18 protein-coding genes and 1 pseudogene are annotated in these 16,838 nt (G+C 71.4%); 11 read left to right on the top strand and 8 right to left on the bottom strand.

From position 1 onward, the window contains the following. Positions 1-70: 70 nt before the first annotated feature. Together FDM97_RS32890 and cutA are read left to right on the top strand one after the other, a co-directional pair. Complete coding sequence (locus FDM97_RS32890) at positions 71-1,114, top strand: isopenicillin N synthase family dioxygenase (RefSeq protein ID WP_137994126.1); 1,044 nt, start codon at positions 71-73, stop codon at positions 1,112-1,114. A 61-nt stretch (positions 1,115-1,175) separates the two neighbouring features. Further along, positions 1,176-1,493 carry a divalent-cation tolerance protein CutA gene (gene cutA / locus FDM97_RS32885; RefSeq protein ID WP_137994125.1) on the top strand — a complete coding sequence of 106 codons (318 nt, stop codon included), beginning with the start codon at positions 1,176-1,178 and terminating at the stop codon, positions 1,491-1,493. On the opposite strand, the gene FDM97_RS32880 is transcribed toward cutA, so the two are convergent. Further along, positions 1,490-2,632: a tetratricopeptide repeat protein gene (locus tag FDM97_RS32880; protein WP_137994124.1), complete on the bottom strand. Its 1,143-nt coding sequence runs from the start codon at positions 2,630-2,632 to the stop codon at positions 1,490-1,492. The two genes, cutA and FDM97_RS32880, sit on opposite strands and share 4 nt — an antisense overlap. A gap of 371 nt (positions 2,633-3,003) precedes the next feature. On the opposite strand from FDM97_RS32880, the gene FDM97_RS32875 reads away from it, so the two are divergent. The 7 genes from FDM97_RS32875 to FDM97_RS36725 all read left to right on the top strand — a co-directional run bounded on the left by FDM97_RS32875 (position 3,004) and on the right by FDM97_RS36725 (position 7,143). Continuing rightward, complete coding sequence (locus tag FDM97_RS32875) at positions 3,004-3,372, top strand: hypothetical protein (protein WP_137994123.1); 369 nt, start codon at positions 3,004-3,006, stop codon at positions 3,370-3,372. 95 nt (positions 3,373-3,467) lie between these two features. Further along, complete coding sequence (locus FDM97_RS32870; protein ID WP_137994122.1) at positions 3,468-3,869, top strand: hypothetical protein; 402 nt, start codon at positions 3,468-3,470, stop codon at positions 3,867-3,869. A gap of 5 nt (positions 3,870-3,874) precedes the next feature. Then, positions 3,875-4,564 carry a DUF6875 domain-containing protein gene (locus tag FDM97_RS32865; RefSeq protein ID WP_137994121.1) on the top strand — a complete coding sequence of 230 codons (690 nt, stop codon included), beginning with the start codon at positions 3,875-3,877 and terminating at the stop codon, positions 4,562-4,564. Further along, positions 4,480-5,379: a protein kinase domain-containing protein gene (locus tag FDM97_RS32860; RefSeq protein WP_137994120.1), complete on the top strand. Its 900-nt coding sequence runs from the start codon at positions 4,480-4,482 to the stop codon at positions 5,377-5,379. Before FDM97_RS32865 ends, FDM97_RS32860 begins: the two co-directional genes overlap by 85 nt. Next, on the top strand, positions 5,376-5,903 hold the full coding sequence (locus FDM97_RS32855) for a GNAT family N-acetyltransferase (protein ID WP_137994119.1): 528 nt from the start codon (positions 5,376-5,378) through the stop codon (positions 5,901-5,903). The genes FDM97_RS32860 and FDM97_RS32855 overlap by 4 nt, the downstream gene beginning before the upstream one ends. 24 nt (positions 5,904-5,927) lie before the next feature. After that, entirely contained in the window at positions 5,928-6,758 is an 831-nt protein-coding gene (locus tag FDM97_RS32850) for an RNA-guided endonuclease InsQ/TnpB family protein (RefSeq protein WP_254705993.1), read from the top strand. Between the two features lie 157 nt (positions 6,759-6,915). Beyond that, a complete protein-coding gene (locus tag FDM97_RS36725) occupies positions 6,916-7,143 on the top strand; it encodes a zinc ribbon domain-containing protein (protein ID WP_349775397.1) in 228 nt (75 codons plus the stop codon). A 198-nt stretch (positions 7,144-7,341) separates the two neighbouring features. Here the strand turns inward: FDM97_RS36725 and FDM97_RS32845 are convergent, their stop codons facing one another. Then, positions 7,342-8,451, bottom strand: coding sequence for a citrate synthase 2 (locus FDM97_RS32845; RefSeq protein WP_137994118.1), 1,110 nt, complete (start codon positions 8,449-8,451; stop codon positions 7,342-7,344). Between the two features lie 216 nt (positions 8,452-8,667). On the opposite strand from FDM97_RS32845, the gene pdxH reads away from it, so the two are divergent. After that, positions 8,668-9,300: a pyridoxamine 5'-phosphate oxidase gene (gene pdxH, locus FDM97_RS32840; RefSeq protein ID WP_137995169.1), complete on the top strand. Its 633-nt coding sequence runs from the start codon at positions 8,668-8,670 to the stop codon at positions 9,298-9,300. 43 nt (positions 9,301-9,343) lie between these two features. On the opposite strand, the pseudogene FDM97_RS32835 reads toward pdxH, so the two are convergent. The 3 genes and pseudogenes from FDM97_RS32835 to FDM97_RS32825 all read right to left on the bottom strand — a co-directional run. Beyond that, positions 9,344-9,520, bottom strand: a pseudogene (locus FDM97_RS32835) (winged helix-turn-helix transcriptional regulator); the annotation flags it as partial. Between the two features lie 549 nt (positions 9,521-10,069). After that, a complete protein-coding gene (locus FDM97_RS32830) occupies positions 10,070-10,708 on the bottom strand; it encodes an isochorismatase family protein (RefSeq protein WP_137994117.1) in 639 nt (212 codons plus the stop codon). A gap of 58 nt (positions 10,709-10,766) precedes the next feature. Next, positions 10,767-11,768, bottom strand: coding sequence for a GlxA family transcriptional regulator (locus FDM97_RS32825; RefSeq protein ID WP_137994116.1), 1,002 nt, complete (start codon positions 11,766-11,768; stop codon positions 10,767-10,769). A 195-nt stretch (positions 11,769-11,963) separates the two neighbouring features. On the opposite strand from FDM97_RS32825, the gene FDM97_RS32820 reads away from it, so the two are divergent. After that, positions 11,964-13,334 (top strand): PAS domain-containing protein, encoded by a 1,371-nt coding sequence (locus tag FDM97_RS32820; protein WP_137994115.1) that lies wholly within the window; start codon positions 11,964-11,966, stop codon positions 13,332-13,334. Positions 13,335-13,659: 325 nt separating this feature from the next. On the opposite strand, the gene FDM97_RS32815 is transcribed toward FDM97_RS32820, so the two are convergent. The 3 genes from FDM97_RS32815 to FDM97_RS32800 are packed head-to-tail and all read right to left on the bottom strand — an operon-like array spanning position 13,660 to position 16,828. Next, on the bottom strand, positions 13,660-14,907 hold the full coding sequence (locus FDM97_RS32815; RefSeq protein WP_432816268.1) for an ABC transporter permease: 1,248 nt from the start codon (positions 14,905-14,907) through the stop codon (positions 13,660-13,662). After that, the gene (locus tag FDM97_RS32810; RefSeq protein ID WP_254705833.1) at positions 14,907-15,758 is read right to left on the bottom strand and encodes an ABC transporter ATP-binding protein; all 852 of its coding nucleotides are present in this window, start codon (positions 15,756-15,758) and stop codon (positions 14,907-14,909) included. The genes FDM97_RS32815 and FDM97_RS32810 overlap by 1 nt, the downstream gene beginning before the upstream one ends. Continuing rightward, entirely contained in the window at positions 15,755-16,828 is a 1,074-nt protein-coding gene (locus FDM97_RS32800) for a peptidoglycan-binding protein (protein ID WP_137994112.1), read from the bottom strand. Before FDM97_RS32800 ends, FDM97_RS32810 begins: the two co-directional genes overlap by 4 nt. Between the last annotated feature and the right edge of the window lie 10 nt (positions 16,829-16,838).

Genomic DNA, 16,838 nt, shown 5'->3' with positions numbered 1-16,838 from the left:
CACCCCCCCAGGCCACACGCGGAGAACCCGCAGGCCAGGGGCCCGTACGGACACCCCGCGGACGCACACCATGACGCACAGCTCCTCGTACGCATCCCAGCTTCCGATCGTCGACCTCTCCGCCGCCGACCGCGGCCCCCAGGCCCGGCGTCTCCTCCACGCGCAGCTCCACAGCGCCGCCCACGACGTCGGCTTCTTCCAGCTCGTCGGGCACGGAGTGAGCCAGGCCGAGACCGACGCGCTCACCTCCGCCATGCGGGCCTTCTTCGCGCTTCCCGAGGCCGACCGGCTCGCCCTCGACAACATCAACTCGCCGCACTTCCGTGGCTACACCCGCATCGGCGACGAGCGCACCGGCGGCTCCCGCGACTGGCGCGACCAGCTCGACATCGGCGCCGAGCGCCCCGCGCGCGTCCCCGGCCCCGGCGAGGCCCCGTACTGGTGGCTCCAGGGCCCCAACCAGTGGCCCGCCGCCCTCCCCGAGCTGCGTCTGGCCGCCCTGAACTGGATCGAGCGGCTCAGCGGGGTCGCCGAGCGGCTGCTGCACGAGCTGCTCGCCTCGATCGGCGCGCCCGCCGGCTTCTACGACGACATCTTCGGCGACCGGGCCCACCCGCACCTCAAACTGGTGCGCTACCCGGGCAGCGCCGGCGACGGCGCCGACCAGGGCGTCGGCGCCCACAAGGACTACGGCTTCCTGACCCTGCTCCTGCAGGACCAGGTCGGCGGCCTCCAGGTCGAGCGCGAGGACGGCCTCTTCCACGACGTACCGCCGCTGCCGGGCGCGTTCGTCGTCAACCTCGGCGAGCTCCTCGAAGTGGCGACCAACGGCTATCTCCTCGCCACCAACCACCGGGTGGTCTCCCCGCCCGGAGCGACGGAACGCTTCTCCGTCCCGTTCTTCTACAACCCACGGCTCGACGCCCGGATCGCCCCGCTGCCCTTCCCGTACGCCTCCACGGCGCCCGGGGTCACGGCCGACCCGGCGAACCCGCTGTTCGCCGAGTACGGCCGCAACGAACTCAAGGGCAAGCTGCGCGCCCACCCGCTGGTCGCGGCCCGCCACCACGCGGACCTGCTCCTCGCGGAGAATCGGCCCGCAGTACCCGCATAGTCGTCGTTCGGTCGTTTCGGAGACGGCGGTGCACGGCGCGATCCGGCGTTACGTTTTCCTCATGACCGATTTCTTGATCGTGATGACGACGGTGGATTCCCAGGACGCCGCCCGCAAGCTTTCTCGCTCGGCAGTGGAGGCGAATCTGGCGGCTTCAGGCCAGGTGACCGGACCCATTGAGACGACGTATCGGCATCTCGGTGAGGTTTGTGAGGGCACGGAGTGGCAGGTGACGTTCCGTACGACCGCCGACCGCCGTGCGGCCCTGGAGGAGTGCCTGGTGGCCAAGCATCCTTACGACTCACCCGAGGTCATCGCCCTGGGAGTCGATTCGGGGCGGGCCGAGTACCTGGAGTGGGTCACCAGGGCCACCCGCTAGACCTCTGCGCGCTCCAGCAGCGCGCTCACGGGGGCGAGGGTCCTGTGGGCCCCCAGCCGCTTCATGATCAGCCGCGCCCGCCCCGCCGGACGAGTCGACGCCAGCCCTTGAGAGAGGTCCAGAACCCGACCGGTGATCGCCGCTGCCTGTTCGACCTCTCCCGCGTCCAGGTACGCCGAAGCCAGCCACGACAAATACAGAGCCTTGTCCCGGGCCCGAGTGTCGTCGTACCGGCTCAGCGCGTCTTCCAGCGCCGGGATGGCCCGGAGCGGCCGGTGCAGCTCCGCCCAGCAGCGTCCCGTCATGATCGCGATTTCGTCGTGGTCGACCCAGTACGCCCAGTCCGGCGTGGGGTGGTCGGAGTGCTCGTTGATCGCTTCCTCCGCGAGCTTGAGCGCGTAGTCCGCTTCGCGCTCGTGGCCCGACGTGGCGTGCTGCCAGGCAAGCCGGTCCGCCAGCAGCGCCCGCACGGCCGGAGCGAAGCCGGCGCGACCGATCACCTCCAACCCTGCTGTCGCGTACGCAATGCCTGCACCGCCGCCCACAGTCCACTCAAGGTAGGCAAGGAACGCGAGGGAGTTGCCTTCCAAGGCCGGGTCCTCCGCTGCCTTGGAGGCCGCCAGCGCGGTCATGTAGTGGCGGCGGGCCTCCTCGTACTGGCCGGCGTCGTACGCAGCCCACCCGGCGAGCTGAGCCTGCTCGGCGATGATCCCGCGCAGCGCCCTGCCTGTCTGCTCGGTATAGACGCCCTCGCCGGCGAGCCTGGTCGTGACCGACAACTCGTCGACGTACATGTGAAGGGTGTCGCCGCCACCGACGAAGTCGTCAAGGCGCCGCAGCCGGGCCGTGCGCGCGCTCAACTGCCGTGGCACGTCGGACCCGAGCCTCCGCCCTGAAGAGAGCAGCGAAGCGGGCTGTATGACGGCGATGCCGACGCCCGCCGAAGCGGCGATGAATTCGCGGCGGTCCACATCCGACTCCTGCTCGTTCCGGAGGGCGTCGTGCCGCTGGCGGCGAAGACGCCGGGCAAGTACAACCGCGCGTCTCAGCGTCTCCTCCGGCACGCCGAACTCGGCCGACAGCAGCTTGCGTGACACCGGGTCGGGAAGCCGATCCTCGTTCTCCCACCTCGACACCATCGCCTGCTCCAGCGGGTAACCCCGCCGTGCGGACAGGTGCGCCGCCAGCTCCTCCTGCGTCCGCCCGCTTGCGCGACGCAACCGTCGCAGAAGTGGGCCGACGGTCTCGACTCGGTCCTCGTGCCTACTCATCATCGCCGCCCCTCGGCCGTGCCCGGCGCCCGGAAACCAGCCTGGCCATATTTCCTGGCCATGTCACCGGAATGGCCATGCCTCCTGGCCCATCTGTCCAAACGCACATGGCGGTTGACTGGTCACACGCCACTCGGATGCTGAACGCCCCTCCGGGTGGCTCCCCGAAGCAGCGGGCCGCAACGCGTCCCGTCCGTCGCACTACGGCCTGCTGCACCAACCCCGCCGAGGAGAAGCCGATGACCACGCTCTTCCCTCGCTGTGCGCCGGACACCAGCACCAGCGACGAGCCGCAGCCGTACGGTGCGCCAAGCGCCGCCCTGATGGCCCGAGCCGAATCCGGCTTCGAGAAGTTCCTGGAACGGATCGGCGAGGGCGAGCAGGACGCCGAGGAGCCCGAACAGAGCAGCGCCAGCTCCTTCTTTCATGAGGACGTCCACCCGTGGCTGCACAAGAAGGTGCGCGATGTCGCGAGCAGGGGTGAGGGGGAGCTGACCGCCGTGGTCCATGAGAAGACCAATGGCCGCGTCGTTCGTGTCGCGTACATCAGGGCCACGAGCAACGTCGAGTGGACCACGGCGGCCGACAACATCCAGCTCGTCACGTAACCCGAGGACTTCCGCCCCGCACGCCGGATCAACGGCCCGGAGCGGATGCATCAACCAGGCAGCACTCGAAACACCGTCGAGAGGAGTACCACCCCATGACCACCACCATCACCGCCGAGCGCCGTGAGCTCGGCCGCTTCCTGGTCATCGCTGGCCAGCGGTTCGAGAACGGCGAGAACGCCCCCGAGATGTTCTCGCGGGCCGTCGATGCCGAGTGGCACCGGATGCTCGGCTCCCCCGAGTACGCGGCGTTCTGCACCGACAACGCCGGGGCCGTCCTGGGCCACCGCGAGATGAGCGGCACCGGTCCGATCGGCTGGGTGGCCGCGTACGAGGAGGCGTACGGGCCGCTGCCTGAGATCTGGTTCACCGACGACAAGGGCGTCCTCGACGAGGCCGCGTTCGCCCGCTACAAGGAGACCGGAACGGTCGTGGCGGAGTGGGACTGCGGCCCCACCACCGGGGACGGAGACGACGTCGTGCCGGGCACCACGTGACCGTCATGCGTATCGACGGAGCGTCCCGGCCGACCGCTGGGGCGCTCCGCCTCGTCGAGCCCCGCACCGGCGAACCGAAGTCCGTGGACGTGACCGACTACATCCAGCAGATGGCAGCCCACTGCCCCTACCTTGCCCCGTCCGTCGAGCGCGAACTCACCGGCTGGACGGTCTACCGGGCGGACGGCGACGCCGAGGCGGTGGAGGCGGAGCTGTTCCACGCCGGGACGCAGGCAGCCGAATGGATACGACCCCTTGCCGGCCGCCCCCACGGCGCCCTCGTGTGCGAGAACATCGTGCTCCTGGGTGACGTTACCGGGGCACGACATCGCGAACTGATGACGTGGCCGCATTGGGCGCTCAAGAACCTGTACGGGCCGGTCGGTGTCATGTTCGGCAAGTTCTATGAAGGCGATGAGGAGATCAGCCAGATAGGAGAGCGAATCCCGGCCGCTCCTTTCTCGTTCATCGCCGTGCGGGCAGCGGTCCGCCGACGCGATCCACGGTTTCTGCAAGCCACCCCGGACTTGGCCGCCGCGCTCGCTGTGGCCCAGGACGACGGTCGCGATGTGTTCGAGCACGTACCTTACGACTGGAAGGAAGTCCGGGCATGGGCCCAACAACTCCTCCTCCCGACGAGGCCGTCGACCTCCTCACCGAGCGGTTCGGCGTGCCCCTCACGGCCCGCCTCCTGAGCGACCGGCGCGGCTCGCGGGCCTGGAAGCTGAGGGGTGACGGCCTTGATCTGGCGCTCAAGGCCAACGTCCCCGACGCCGCCCGTGCGCGGGACAAGGCCGTCGAGCTGGAGCAGGAGAACGGCAACCTCGTCCGCCTCGTGAACGCCGGCGCGATCGACAGCTCGTATCGGATCGACGCAGGCCCATGGAAGGGCGGCCGGTGGCTCGCGGTGCGCTGGGTCGACGGGGTACCCCTGTGGCGTTCGCTGGCCCTGGCTCGTGGCCCGGAGGGAGACCGTCCCTCGGTCCGTCCGTGGCTCCTCGGCGTCGCCCGGACCTGGGCCCAGTGCCTCGTCGACATGCACGCCGCCGGTTGGGCACACGCCGACGTACAGCCCACCAACACCCTCGTGGACGCGGGCACCGTGCACATCATCGACTACGCCCTTGCCTGCGGCCCCGGCAACGACCCGCAGGTGCCCTACCGAGGAGCACTCACCCACACCACGGCCCCCGAGATCGCCGACACGATCCTGTCCACGGCAGACGACACCCACATCCACGCCCGGCCCCCAGCCGACATCTGGGGCCTGGGCGCCTCCCTGTTCTGGTGCTGGACCGGACAGCGACCCGTCGGGTACGAGGACGACACCCCTCGTGCCGACAAACTCCACGCGATCGCTCAGGCCCGTACGCTCCGCCTCGCCGAGGCGCGGCCGTGGCCGTTCCCCGCCTTCGAGGAAGCGATCAACGCCTGCCTGGCCCCGGAGCCGGACACGCGGCCCACCGCCGCCGAACTCGTGTCTGCCCTCACGACGGAGGCCCACCCGTGATCACCTTGCGCCCGCTGGTCCCGGACGACGCCCCAGCTCTCTGCCGCGTCTACAGCGGCGCCTCGGTCCGCTTCACCTCCGGCAAGTCCCTCACGGCGGACCAGGCGGAGGACAAGATCCGCGCCATCCTCGCCGCCGCCGAAGCGACGCCACGAGACCTGTGGACATGGGGAGTCGTCGTCGCGGGCGAGCTGATCGGATGTGTGGGTCTGCGACCAAGGTCCGCGACCATGGCCACCATCAGCTACATCCTCCGGGAAGACGCCTGGGGCCACGGCTACGCCACCAAGGCAGTCGCCAACCTGCTCGCCTTTTCCTGCACCCTGCCAGGTCTGGAGTCCGTTGAGGCCAAGCATCACCCTGAGAACCCCGCCTCGGGCAGAGTCCTCACGAAGAACGGGTTCGCCCGCATCGGTGACACGGACATCTTGTCGGAAGCGGGTGTTACCTGCTTTCCGACGTATGGGCTCCACCTGTATCAGCGCGGTAGTCCCTCGCGCGAATGTTCTTGTGCGTGGTGGTGATCGGACCGTACTACGGTGATCGTCATGCAGCTTCGGTGCAGCTTTCGCCTGTACCCGAACGGTCCTCAACCTGCTGCGCTGGCACGGGCATTCGGGTGTGCGCGGGTGGTCTACAATGACGCGCTTCGCGCTCGTGAGACCGCCCGTGCTGCGGGCGAGTCTTTCCCGAAGTCCGCTGAGCTGTCGAAGCTGCTGATCACGGAGGCGAGGAAGACGCCCGCCAGGGTCTGGCTGAGCGAAGTCTCTGCGGTCGTCCTGCAGCAGTCCCTGCGGGATCTGGATGCGGCGTATCGGAATTTCTTCGACGGCTTGAAAGGCAAGCGCCCGCGAATGGGGGCGCCTCGACTGAAGAGCCGGAAGGACAGCCGGGTCTGTGCGCTTCACCGCGAACGCCGGTTGGAAGATCACTTCCCGTGGAGACCTGTCGTTGCCGAAGGTTGGCAAGGTGCGGGTGAATGGTCCCGGTCTCTGCCTTCGGTGCCACCGTCGTTGACGGTGGTCAAGGATGCCGCTGGTCGGTACTTCGCCTCCTTCGTGGTGGAGACCGAACCCGAGACACCGCCCGACACGGATTCCGTGGTCGGCATCGACCTCGGGCTGGGGCACTTCGCCGTCCTGTCGGACGGCACGAATGTCGACGCTCCGCGTTTTCTTCGCCGGGCGGAGAAGAAGCTCAAACGCACGCAACGGGCTCTGAGCCGCAAGGCGAAGGGGTCGAAGATTTGGGACAAGGCCAGGGTCAAGGCAGCCCGCGCTCACGCGCGGGTGTCCGACGCGCGGCGCGAGTTCCACCACCAGCTCTCCACCAAGCTGATCCGCGAGAACCAAGCGGTCGCGGTGGAGGACCTGGGGTGAAGGGACTCGGCCGGACGCGCCTCGCGAGGTCCGTGTACGACGCCGGATCGGCGGCGTTCGTCGCGATGCTGGAGTACAAGGCCGCGAAGTACGGTCGGACCTTCCACCGCGTTGGACGCTTTGAGCCGACCTCGCGGGGGTCTGCTCGGCCTGCGGTGTGAAGGATGGTCCCAAGCCCCTCCACGTCCGCGTGTGGACGTGCGGGTGCTGCGGGGCCGTCCTCGACCGGGACATCAACGCGGCCGTCAACGTCGCCAAGGCCGCCGGACTGGCGGTGTCAGCCTGTGGAGCGCAGGTAAGACCGGTATCCGTACCGGCACAGCGCGGTGAAGCAGGAACCCACCGAGACGGTCGGCTGACCGCGGTAGGAATCCCCACCCGGTAGGGAATGGGGAGCGGAAGTCAAAACCCGCGGTTCGACACTCGGCCGACCCGGCGAACCCGCTGTTCGCCGAGTACGGCCGCAACGAACTCAAGGGCAAGCTGCGCGCCCACCCGCTGGTCGCGGCCCGCCACCACGCGGACCTGCTCCTCGCGGAGGAGCGGCAGCTCACCACCGCCGGCTAGAACCCGGCCGCCGGGCTCAGCCCGCGAAGTCGGCCAGGTCGGCGTAGCCCGCGATCTCCTGCGGGTTGCGCCGCGCCGGGCCGGTGTAGCGCGCCGACGGCCGCACCAGGCGCCCCGTGCGCTTCTGCTCCAGGATGTGCGCCGACCAGCCCGCCGTACGGGCGCAGGTGAACATCGACGTGAACATGTGCGCCGGTACCTCGGCGAAGTCGAGGACGATCGCCGCCCAGAACTCGACGTTCGTCGCGAGCACACGGTCCGGACGCCGGTTGTGCAGCTCCTCCAGAGCCGCCTTCTCCAGCGCCTCCGCGACCTCGAAGCGCGGCGCGGCGAGCTCCTTGGCCGTACGGCGCAGAACGCGGGCGCGCGGGTCCTCGGCGCGGTAGACGCGGTGGCCGAAGCCCATCAGCCGCTCGCCCTTGTCGAGCGCCTGCTTGACGTACGCCGTGGCGTCGCCGGTCCGCTCGATCTCCTCGATCATGCCGAGGACGCGGGACGGGGCGCCGCCGTGCAGCGGCCCGGACATGGCACCGACGGCGCCGGACAGGGCCGCGGCCACGTCCGCGCCCGTCGAGGCGATGACGCGCGCGGTGAACGTCGAGGCGTTCATGCCGTGCTCGGCGGCCGAGGTCCAGTACGCGTCGACGGCCTTGACGTGCTTCGGGTCCGGCTCGCCGCGCCAGCGGATCATGAACCGCTCGACGACCGACTGCGCCTTGTCGATCTCGCTCTGCGGCACCATCGGCAGGCCCTGACCGCGCGCCGACTGGGCGACGTACGACAGCGCCATGACGGCGGCCCGGGCGAGGTCGTCGCGGGCCTGCTCGGCGTCGATGTCGAGAAGCGGTTTGAGGCCCCAGACGGGGGCGAGCATGGCGAGCGCGGACTGGACGTCGACGCGGATGTCGCCGGAGTGCACCGGGATCGGGAACGGCTCGGCCGGCGGCAGACCGGGGGCGAACGCCCCGTCGACCAGCAGGCCCCACACGTTGCCGAACGAGACGTGACCGACCAGATCCTCGATGTCGACGCCGCGGTACCGAAGAGCGCCGCCCTCCTTGTCGGGTTCGGCGATCTCCGTTTCGAACGCGACGACTCCCTCGAGTCCGGGTACGAAGTCGGACATCAGGCGGCTCCTCTATCGATGATCAATCATCCGTGTTGGTCGGGAAGTAACAGTCATCCAGCGGAAGAGTCTGTACGGTTCCGATGATGCGGGGAAGCGTGACATCCGGCACACTCCGCCGATCCGGCGAGGAAGGATTAGCGGCACGCGATGCCGGGCAGACTGCGCCTCTGCGGCAGGATGGCCCCTGTGACTGACGCTCTCGATCCCGCCGACATGCGCGAGCAGTACCGCACCACGGAGCTGACCGTGGCCGACCTCGCCCCCGAACCGATCGAACAGTTCACGCGCTGGTTCAAGGACGCCGCCACGAACCCGGCGATCCACGAGCCGAACGCGATGGTCGTCTCGACCGCGACCCCCGACGGCCGCCCGTCCTCCCGCACGGTGCTGCTCAAGCACTTCGACGAGGCCGGCTTCGTCTTCTACACCAACTACGGCTCCCGCAAGGGCGGCGAACTGGCGGCCAATCCGTACATCTCGCTGCTCTTCCCCTGGCACCCGCTGGCCCGCCAGGTCATCGTCACCGGCCGCGCGGCCCGCACCGGCCGCGACGAGACCGTGGCGTACTTCCGCACCCGCCCCCACGGCTCCCAGCTGGGCGCGTGGGCGAGCCACCAGTCCACGGTGATCGAGTCCCGCGACGAGCTCCTCACCCGCTACGAGGAGCTGGCCGCGCGCTACCCGGACGACGAGCAGGTGCCGGTGCCGCCGGAGTGGGGCGGCTTCCGGATCGTGCCGGAGACGGTGGAGTTCTGGCAGGGCCACGAGAACCGGCTGCACGACCGGCTGCGGTACGTACGGATGGGGGACGGCGACGACTGGCGGGTGGAGCGCCTCTCACCCTGAGACCGGTGCCGCCTCGCCCTGAGGGTGCGTGTCTCCGCGTGTCTCACTGCGAGGGCGCGCGTCCCTGCGCGAGCGCCGTCTCGACGGCGTGCGGGATGTCCGTGACCGGGAACTGCTCATGCCGTACGGCCCGCTCCCGGTCCACGACGAGGACCGCGCGCTTGAGCCGCAGCGCCTGCCCGGCGCGGAAGGTCGGCAGCCGTAGCGCCGCCGCGAGCCGCGGTCGTCTTCCTCGCCCTGCTGGTCAACGGCGAGCGGCAGCGTGACGGTCGGCCCGAAGGACACGACACTCCCGAGCACGGCAAGCGAGAGCCCCCGCTCGCCGCCGGCGGGCCGGGTCGCGCCCGCGGCCCAGTACACATGCACGAGCGCGAGCACGGCGAGCAGTACGGCACCGACCCGGGCGGCACTGATCCCCACCATGGCTTCCCCCCTCCGTCACGACATCCGACACCCAGAGGAGGAGCGGGAGAGGGGAGACGTTCCCTGTGCCCTGCGTCACACCGGAAACGCAGACGACCCGTGGGCCTTGGTCCCGTCCGCTCGAGTTCGGACGAGAGCCGGCCGGACTTACCGGCGGCCCACGGGTCGGGTGACTGCTTGGGTTTCGGCAGATGACCTGCCGAGGTGCACAGAGTGCGACGGCAGGCCGTTAGCCCGCAGTCACCTCACGAGTCCGAAAAGAAACCATTTTTTCGGATCACCTCCTTTCAGCGTGTGCTCCACACCTTAGGAACCCTTCCGCGAAGCCTCAAGCGATTTATTCGATTCAGGCGGGGAGGGCGTCGACGGTGGGGACGACCGTGCCGAACAGGTCCGTGACGGCGGTCAGTGCGGCGGTCTGGAGGGCGGCGGCGGGCAGGAGTGTGCCGTCGGGGGCCGTGAGGGTGCGGGTCGCCGTGGTCTCGGCGACGACCGTGGGGCGATATCCGAGGTTGAAGGCTCCCTGGGCGGTGTGGTTGACGCACATGTGCGTCATGAAGCCCGCCAGTACGAGGTCCTTGCCGCTGCCGGTTTCGATGCCCAGGGTGGTCAGGGTCTTCTCCAGGTCGGTGGCGTGGAAGGCGTTGGGGACGCGCTTGACCACCACCGGCTCGCCGCCCGCCGGGGCGACCTCGTCGCTGATGGCGCCGATGTGGGCGCGGATGTCGTACGGGGTGTTCTCGCCGCCGTCGTTGACGATGTGGATCACGGGGGTGCCGGCGGCGCGGGCGCGCTGCAGGAGGCGGGCGGCGGCGGCGAGGGCTTCCTCGGCACCTTCCAGGGCCATGACGCCGGTGCGGTAGGTGTTCTGGAAGTCGATCATGATCAGGGCGGAGTCGCTCAGCCTGGGCGGCCGGTTGTCGAGGCCGATCACGTCGCGCAGGGTCGTGGAGGGCTGGTTCGTGGAGGGCTGGTTCGTGGTCATGGGGTTCCTCTCGTGGGGGAACGGGGCATGGCGAAGCCATGTCGCTCATGTCGCTCGGTCAGGTGGTGCGGAAGCGGCGGCGGTAGGCCGCCGGGGTGGTGGCGAGCTGGCGCCTGAACGCCCGGTGCAGGGTCTCGACCGAGCCGAGCCCGGCCGCGGCCGCGACCTGGTCGAGCGGGCGGTCGGTGGTCTCGAGGAGGCGCCGGGCCACCTCGACCCGGGCGGCTTCGACGTAGGCGCCGGGGCAGGCGCCCGTCTCCTGTCTGAAGACCCGGGCGAAGTGCCGCTCGCTCAGGCACATCCGGGTCGCCAGTGCCTCGACCGACAGGTCCTCGTCGAGGTGGTCGGCGATCCACAGCCGCAACGCGTCGATGTCGCGGCGGGAGGCGGCGGGCCGGCTGAGCGGTACGGAGAACTGGCTCTGCCCGCCCTGCCGCTTCAGGTACATCACCAGCTGCCGGGCCACGGCCAGGGCCACGTCCTCGCCGAGGTCCTCGGCCACGAGCGCGAGCGCGAGGTCCAGGCAGGCGCTGATCCCGGCGCCCGTCCACACCCGGCCGCGGTCGGTGCGGACGAAGATCGGGTCCGGGTCGACCGTGACGGCCGGATGGTCGGCGGCGAGCTGGGCGGCGGTCGACCAGTGCGTGGTCGCCGTCTTCCCGTCGAGCAGCCCGGCCGCCGCCAGCACGTGCGCGCCCACACACACCGACGCCACCCGCCGGGCGTGCGGGGCGGTCTCCTTCACCCACGCCACGACCTCGGCGTCGACGCGGGCGACGGGCCCGTCGCCGGTCATGTCGACCGCGCCGGGCACCAGCAGGGTGTCCACCTCCCCGCCGACCTCGCCGAAGCCCAGGTCGGCCACGACCCGCACTCCCGCCGACGTCCGTACCGCCCCGGCGACCGGCCCGGCGAGCCGGACCTGGTAGCCGGCGTGTCCGGCTCGGCCGGCGGTCTCCCGGTTGGCCAGTGCGAAGACCTCGGCCGGGCCGGTGACGTCGAGGAGATCGACATCGGGGAAGACCGCGATGACGACGCGGTGCGGAGTGGGGGTGGGCATGTACGAATCCTCGGCGCCGCCGCGGAGGGCCGCAATGACGGTTCCCTGTCACATCCGGACACGTGCCACGCGCCGTCCGTTCGTTTCCGGGACGCAACGATTTCATGGAACCGGGTGTGTCCTGCGTCACGTTCAAGTTGAATGATCGGGGCGTGCGGATGCACGCGCGTACACCGTCCTGCAGGGGGTGCCGGGATGAGTGCTGCCAGGAGCGAGACCACGTCCGTGCCAGGGGCCGATCTGTTGGCCGCGTTGCTCGACGGGATGGACGCGGCGCTCTGTGCCTTCGACGCCGACGGGACCGTCACGCACTGGAACCGTGAGGCCGAGCGGATTCTCGGCTGGTCGGCCGAAGAGGCCGTCGGGCGGCGGGGGTTCGACGGGTGGGCGGCGCGGCGGGCCGACGCGGCGGAGGCGTTGGCGCGGTTGATGGGGGCGATGCAGGCGCCGGGGCGGCTGGTGCACGAGTTCGCGCTGCTGCGGAAGGACGGCGGCCGGGTGCTCGTACGGACGCAGTCGGCGGGGGTGCGGGGCGCGGACGGCGCGCCGGCCGGGGTGTACTGCGCGTTCAGCGAGGTGCACGCGCAGATCGACCTGGAGCGGTCGATCGCGTTGAGCGAGGCGCTGTTCGAGGACGCGCCCTGGGGTCTCGTACTCGTCGACGTGGACCTGCGGCCGACGGTCGTCAACGGGCATGCGGCGCGGGCGATGGGCGCGGGCCGTACGACGCTGCTCGGGCGGCCGCTCGGTGAGCTGGTCGTGCAGGGTGTGGAGGAGCTGGAGGGCGCGCTCCAGCACGTGTTGGCGGAGGGCCCGCCGCGGGGCCCGGCCGAGGTGTGGGTGACGTTGCGGACCGCGGAGGGCGAGCGGCGGCGGTGCTGGCGCAGCGGGTTCGTGCGGCTGGCGTCGCCGCTGGCGGAGGAACCGGTGCCGCTGGGTGTGGGGTGGCTGTTCCAGGATGTCACCGAGGAGCGGCTGGCGGAGCAGGAGGCGGACCGGCTGCGGTTCCGGTACAGCCAGTTGCACCGGGCGGGTGCGGCGGCGGCCGAGTGCGAGGACCCGAGGGAGGCGGCGACGGTCCTGCTGGACTTCGCGCTGGCCGGTTTCGCCGACCACGCGCTGCTGGACGCGGCGGCGGGGGAGCGGCGGCTGGTCCGCGTGGCCGCCACTCCGACGGCCAGGCCCGGCCCGGTCGTCCCGGTGGCGGGCGGGGGCATTCCGCTGCGCTACCCGTCGGGCCATCCGGTGCTCCAGGCCCTCTCCCGTACGGGCCCGGTCCGGGCGTCGTCCGTCGCGTCGACCCCGCAGGCAGCCGAGGACTGGGCGGCGGAGCGCCACTGGCCGCGCGACGCGGTCCACGCGCTGTGCCTGCCGCTGCGCAGCCGCGGCCGTACCGTGGGCGCGGTGACCTTCCTCCGCGCGGCCTCGCGTACGGCCTTCGAGCGGCCGGACGCGGTGTACGCGGAGGCGGTGGCGGGCCGGGTGGCGGCCTACCTGGACCTGGCCGACTCCGTGAACGCGACGGGCTCGGCGGGATACCGCCCCGATGGACACGGGGACGGATGACGCGCACCGGTGGCCGGCCGGGGAGGGCGTCACGGAGGCCCGCGACGGCGCGTGTGGGTCGAAGCCGACCGCCCGGAGCGGCGGCTGACGGTGCTCGACGTCGCCCAGGACTGGGCGGGCGCGGTGTTCACCGATGAGCGTCTGGACGCGGCCGGGCAGGTGCGGCCGGCGTTCGCGCTCCTTGATCTGCTCGACGTGTACGGGCCGGGCTGCGCACGGTCCTGGCCGCCGGGCACCGCAACCACTACCGCGGCCCGCACGCGTGGGACGGGGCCCGGGGAGACGCCCCCGGGCCCCGCCGTCGAAGAGCTCACCGGGCTCCTCCCTACACCGCCCCCAGCGCCAGCGTCGGTGACAACCGCGACGCCCGGACCGCCGGGTACAGGCCCGCCACCGTGCCGATCACGAGCGTCGCGCCGAAGCCGCCGCCCACCGCCCACAGCGGCACCACCCACGGCAGCCCGCCCGTGGACGCGTACGCGCCCGTCGCCGCCGCGCCGAGGGCCACGCCCGCCAGGCCGCCGAGGCCGGAGAGCAGCAGGGACTCGGTGACGAACTGGATCCTGATCTGGCCCCTGGTCGCGCCCAGGGAGCGGCGCAGGCCGATCTCGTGGCGGCGTTCCAGGACCGAGATGATCATGGTGTTGGCGACGCCGACCCCGCCCACCAGGAGCGCGATCCCGCCGAGGCCGAGGAGCAGCGTCGAGAACGCGCCCTCCGTCGCCGCCTTCGCCTTGAGCGCCGATGACGGGTCGCCGACCGCCACGTTCTGCGGGTTCTGCGGGTCGATCGTCGGGGCGAGGAGCCGCTGGACGTCCCGTACGGACGCGTCCGTGGACCGCTCGTACACCGCCGTCGGGTGCCCGTCGAAGCCCAGCAGCCGCTCCGCGCCCTCCCAGCCCACCAGCGCCGAGCGTTCGATCTCGGGGGCGAGCGGCAGCGGGTCGAGGATGCCGATGACGGTGAAGTACCGGTCGTCGACCCAGACCTGCTGCCCCGGCCGGGTGATGCCGAGCCGCTCGGCCGCGACATGGCCCAACACCACCGACGGATAGCGGCCGTTGGCGGCGTTCAGCCACGTCCCGGACGCCGTCCCGCCGCGCAGCACGTCGAGGAGTCCCTCCGTGGCCGCCTTCACCGCGATCCCGCCGGTCTCGGCTTCGGGGATCTTCTCGGAGCGGCGTACCGAGTGGGTCAGGTCGCCGGTCGCGGCTGCCTCCTCCACGCCCTCGATACGGCCGACCATGCCCACAGCGTCCTTGGGCAGCTTGACCTCCTGCCCGCTGAACATGCCCTCGCCCGGCTTCGCGACCAGCATGTTCGTGCCGAGCGCGTCGAGCTGCCGGAGCAACTGGGCCTGGCTCGAGGCCGAGATGCCCACCACCGCGATCATCGTCGCGATGCCGATGGCGATCCCGAGCGCCGAAAGCACGACCCGTACGGGGCGGCTGCGCAGCCCCGCCGAGCCGACGTGGAGGACGTCCCGAGGGCCGAGCCGGGCCGCCTTCAAGGTGCGTGTAGGAGACGTGTGCGTACGAGACCTGCGTGTACGAGACGTACGTGTACGGGACATCAGACCGCGACCTTTCCGCGTGCCGTGTCCGCCACCACCCGGCCGTCCCGGATCCGGACCTGGCGCGGCAACCGCCCCGCGATCTCCGTGTCGTGCGTGATGACCGCGATCGTCGCGCCGTCCGCGTTCAGGTCGTGCAGCAGCTCCATCACCGCCTCGCCCGACGCCGAGTCGAGCGCGCCCGTCGGCTCGTCGGCGAGCAGCAGATCGGGTGCGCCGACCACCGCACGGGCGATGGCGACACGCTGCTTCTGCCCGCCGGACAGCTCGTGCGGCCGGTGCGTCATCCGGTCGGCGAGCCCGACCCGGGCCAGCGCCTCGGCGGCCATCGTCCGCCGCCGGGCCCGGGGCAGCCCCGAGTACAGCAGCCCCTCGGCGACGTTCTCCAACGCGCCGACCCCCGGCACCAGATGGAACGCCTGGAACACGAACCCGATGTGCCGGGCGCGCAGCGCCGACAGCCTGCGGTCCGTGAGCGAGGCGACGTCATGGCCGGCGAGCTCCACCGTCCCGGCGGTCGGCCGGTCCAGCGTGCCGACGATGTGCAGCAGGGTCGACTTCCCGGAGCCGGACGGGCCGACGATCCCCAGCAACTCCCCTTCCATGACCGTGAGATCGACGCCGTCGAGGGCGCGGACGCCGCCCGCGTACTCCTTGGTGACTCCGCAGAGCCGCACCACCGTGCCGCCCGCGCCGACCGTGCCGCCCGCGCCGACCGTGCCGCCCGCGCCAGCCGCGCCGACCGTGCCGCCCGCGCCGGCCGCGCCGCCCGCGCCGACCGTGCCGCCCGCGCCGGCCGTGCTGACCGCGCCGGCCGTGCTGACCGTGCCGCCCGTGTTCGCCGTGCTCATGCGGACGGCACCCCGACCTTCATGCCCTCGCGCAGCCCGTCCCCGCTGATCTCGACCCGGCCCTGCCCGAACATGCCGAGCTCGACCGCCACGTCCCGGGCCGTCCCGTTCTCGACGACCTGGACCCCGAAGCCGCCGCCGGGCAGGGCGAGCAGCGCGTTGACGGGTACGGACAGGACGTCCTTACGGGTCTCGCCGGTGAGGTCGACGGTGACCGGGGACTGGTCGATGCCCTTGACCTTCCGCGGGTCGTCGAAGGAGACCGTGATGTCGATCTTCGGGGTCCTGTCCTGAGGGTTCTGCGGGTCCTCGCCCGCCGACGCGTTCTTCCCGACCCCCGACACCTTCCCCGGCAGCTCGGTACCGTCCGGCAGCCGGACCTTCACCCGGGTGCCGGCCTTCGCCGACTCCGCGTCCGAGACCGGGATCCGGAAGCGCACGACCCGCTCGGAACCGGTCACGGTCAGCAGCGGACCGCCCGGCGCGACCTGGTCGCCGGGCGCGGCGCCCGCCTCCTTGACCCGTACCGCACTGCCCGCGAACGCGATCCGGTCCGGGCCGACGGTGCCGGTCTGCTTCAGGTCGTGGGACTTCTGCCAGCGCTTGACGGCCGCCGCCGTCTTCGCCGTGTACTCCTCGTCGACGTCGAAGCCGGTGTAGCCGAGCGCGGCGAGGTTCTCCTCCAGCTGCCGCACGTCCTTGCCCTTGTCGCCCGTCTTGAGCGTCCGGTACATGGGCTCGGCGCCGTACATCAGCCGGACCGGCTCGCCGTCGACCTCGTAGAGCCGCTCGTCCCGCTCGACGACCGACCCGGCCGGGGCGAGCCAGGTGAGGACCCCGGCCGTACCGGCGCCCGCGTTGATCTTCCGCTCGCCGAGATGGCCCAGGGTGCCGTCCTGCTGGGTGCTGTTGCCGAGGTCGCCGCGGGTGATGGGGGCGGTGGCGTACGGCAGCCCGGAGTCCTTCGTGACCGGCCGCGGTCCCGGCGCGGACAGGGCGGTGACGGCCGCGCCCCCGCCCGCGACCGCCAGGATCGCCACCAGGGCGACGACGAGCTTTCGCCTGCTCATCGGACGCTCG

The sequence above is a fragment of the Streptomyces vilmorinianum genome (assembly GCF_005517195.1).
Taxonomy (GTDB): domain Bacteria; phylum Actinomycetota; class Actinomycetes; order Streptomycetales; family Streptomycetaceae; genus Streptomyces; species Streptomyces vilmorinianum.
Note: the sequence above shows the minus strand (reverse complement) of the source record. Positions and strands in the feature narration are given on the sequence as shown.

Excerpts from the sequence above, each read along its gene's own strand:
- FDM97_RS32890 (WP_137994126.1), top strand. The coding sequence starts at position 71 with ATGACGCACAGCTCCTCGTACGCATCCCAGCTTCCGATCGTCGACCTC.
- cutA (WP_137994125.1), top strand. The coding sequence starts at position 1,176 with ATGACCGATTTCTTGATCGTGATGACGACGGTGGATTCCCAGGACGCC.
- FDM97_RS32880 (WP_137994124.1), bottom strand. The coding sequence starts at position 2,632 with ATGGTGTCGAGGTGGGAGAACGAGGATCGGCTTCCCGACCCGGTGTCA.
- FDM97_RS32875 (WP_137994123.1), top strand. The coding sequence starts at position 3,004 with ATGACCACGCTCTTCCCTCGCTGTGCGCCGGACACCAGCACCAGCGAC.
- FDM97_RS32870 (WP_137994122.1), top strand. The coding sequence starts at position 3,468 with ATGACCACCACCATCACCGCCGAGCGCCGTGAGCTCGGCCGCTTCCTG.
- FDM97_RS32865 (WP_137994121.1), top strand. The coding sequence starts at position 3,875 with ATGCGTATCGACGGAGCGTCCCGGCCGACCGCTGGGGCGCTCCGCCTC.
- FDM97_RS32860 (WP_137994120.1), top strand. The coding sequence starts at position 4,480 with ATGGGCCCAACAACTCCTCCTCCCGACGAGGCCGTCGACCTCCTCACC.
- FDM97_RS32850 (WP_254705993.1), top strand. The coding sequence starts at position 5,928 with ATGCAGCTTCGGTGCAGCTTTCGCCTGTACCCGAACGGTCCTCAACCT.
- FDM97_RS32845 (WP_137994118.1), bottom strand. The coding sequence starts at position 8,451 with ATGTCCGACTTCGTACCCGGACTCGAGGGAGTCGTCGCGTTCGAAACG.
- pdxH (WP_137995169.1), top strand. The coding sequence starts at position 8,668 with ATGCGCGAGCAGTACCGCACCACGGAGCTGACCGTGGCCGACCTCGCC.
- FDM97_RS32830 (WP_137994117.1), bottom strand. The coding sequence starts at position 10,708 with ATGACCACGAACCAGCCCTCCACGAACCAGCCCTCCACGACCCTGCGC.
- FDM97_RS32825 (WP_137994116.1), bottom strand. The coding sequence starts at position 11,768 with ATGCCCACCCCCACTCCGCACCGCGTCGTCATCGCGGTCTTCCCCGAT.
- FDM97_RS32820 (WP_137994115.1), top strand. The coding sequence starts at position 11,964 with ATGAGTGCTGCCAGGAGCGAGACCACGTCCGTGCCAGGGGCCGATCTG.
- FDM97_RS32815 (WP_432816268.1), bottom strand. The coding sequence starts at position 14,907 with ATGTCCCGTACACGTACGTCTCGTACACGCAGGTCTCGTACGCACACG.
- FDM97_RS32810 (WP_254705833.1), bottom strand. The coding sequence starts at position 15,758 with ATGAGCACGGCGAACACGGGCGGCACGGTCAGCACGGCCGGCGCGGTC.
- FDM97_RS32800 (WP_137994112.1), bottom strand. The coding sequence starts at position 16,828 with ATGAGCAGGCGAAAGCTCGTCGTCGCCCTGGTGGCGATCCTGGCGGTC.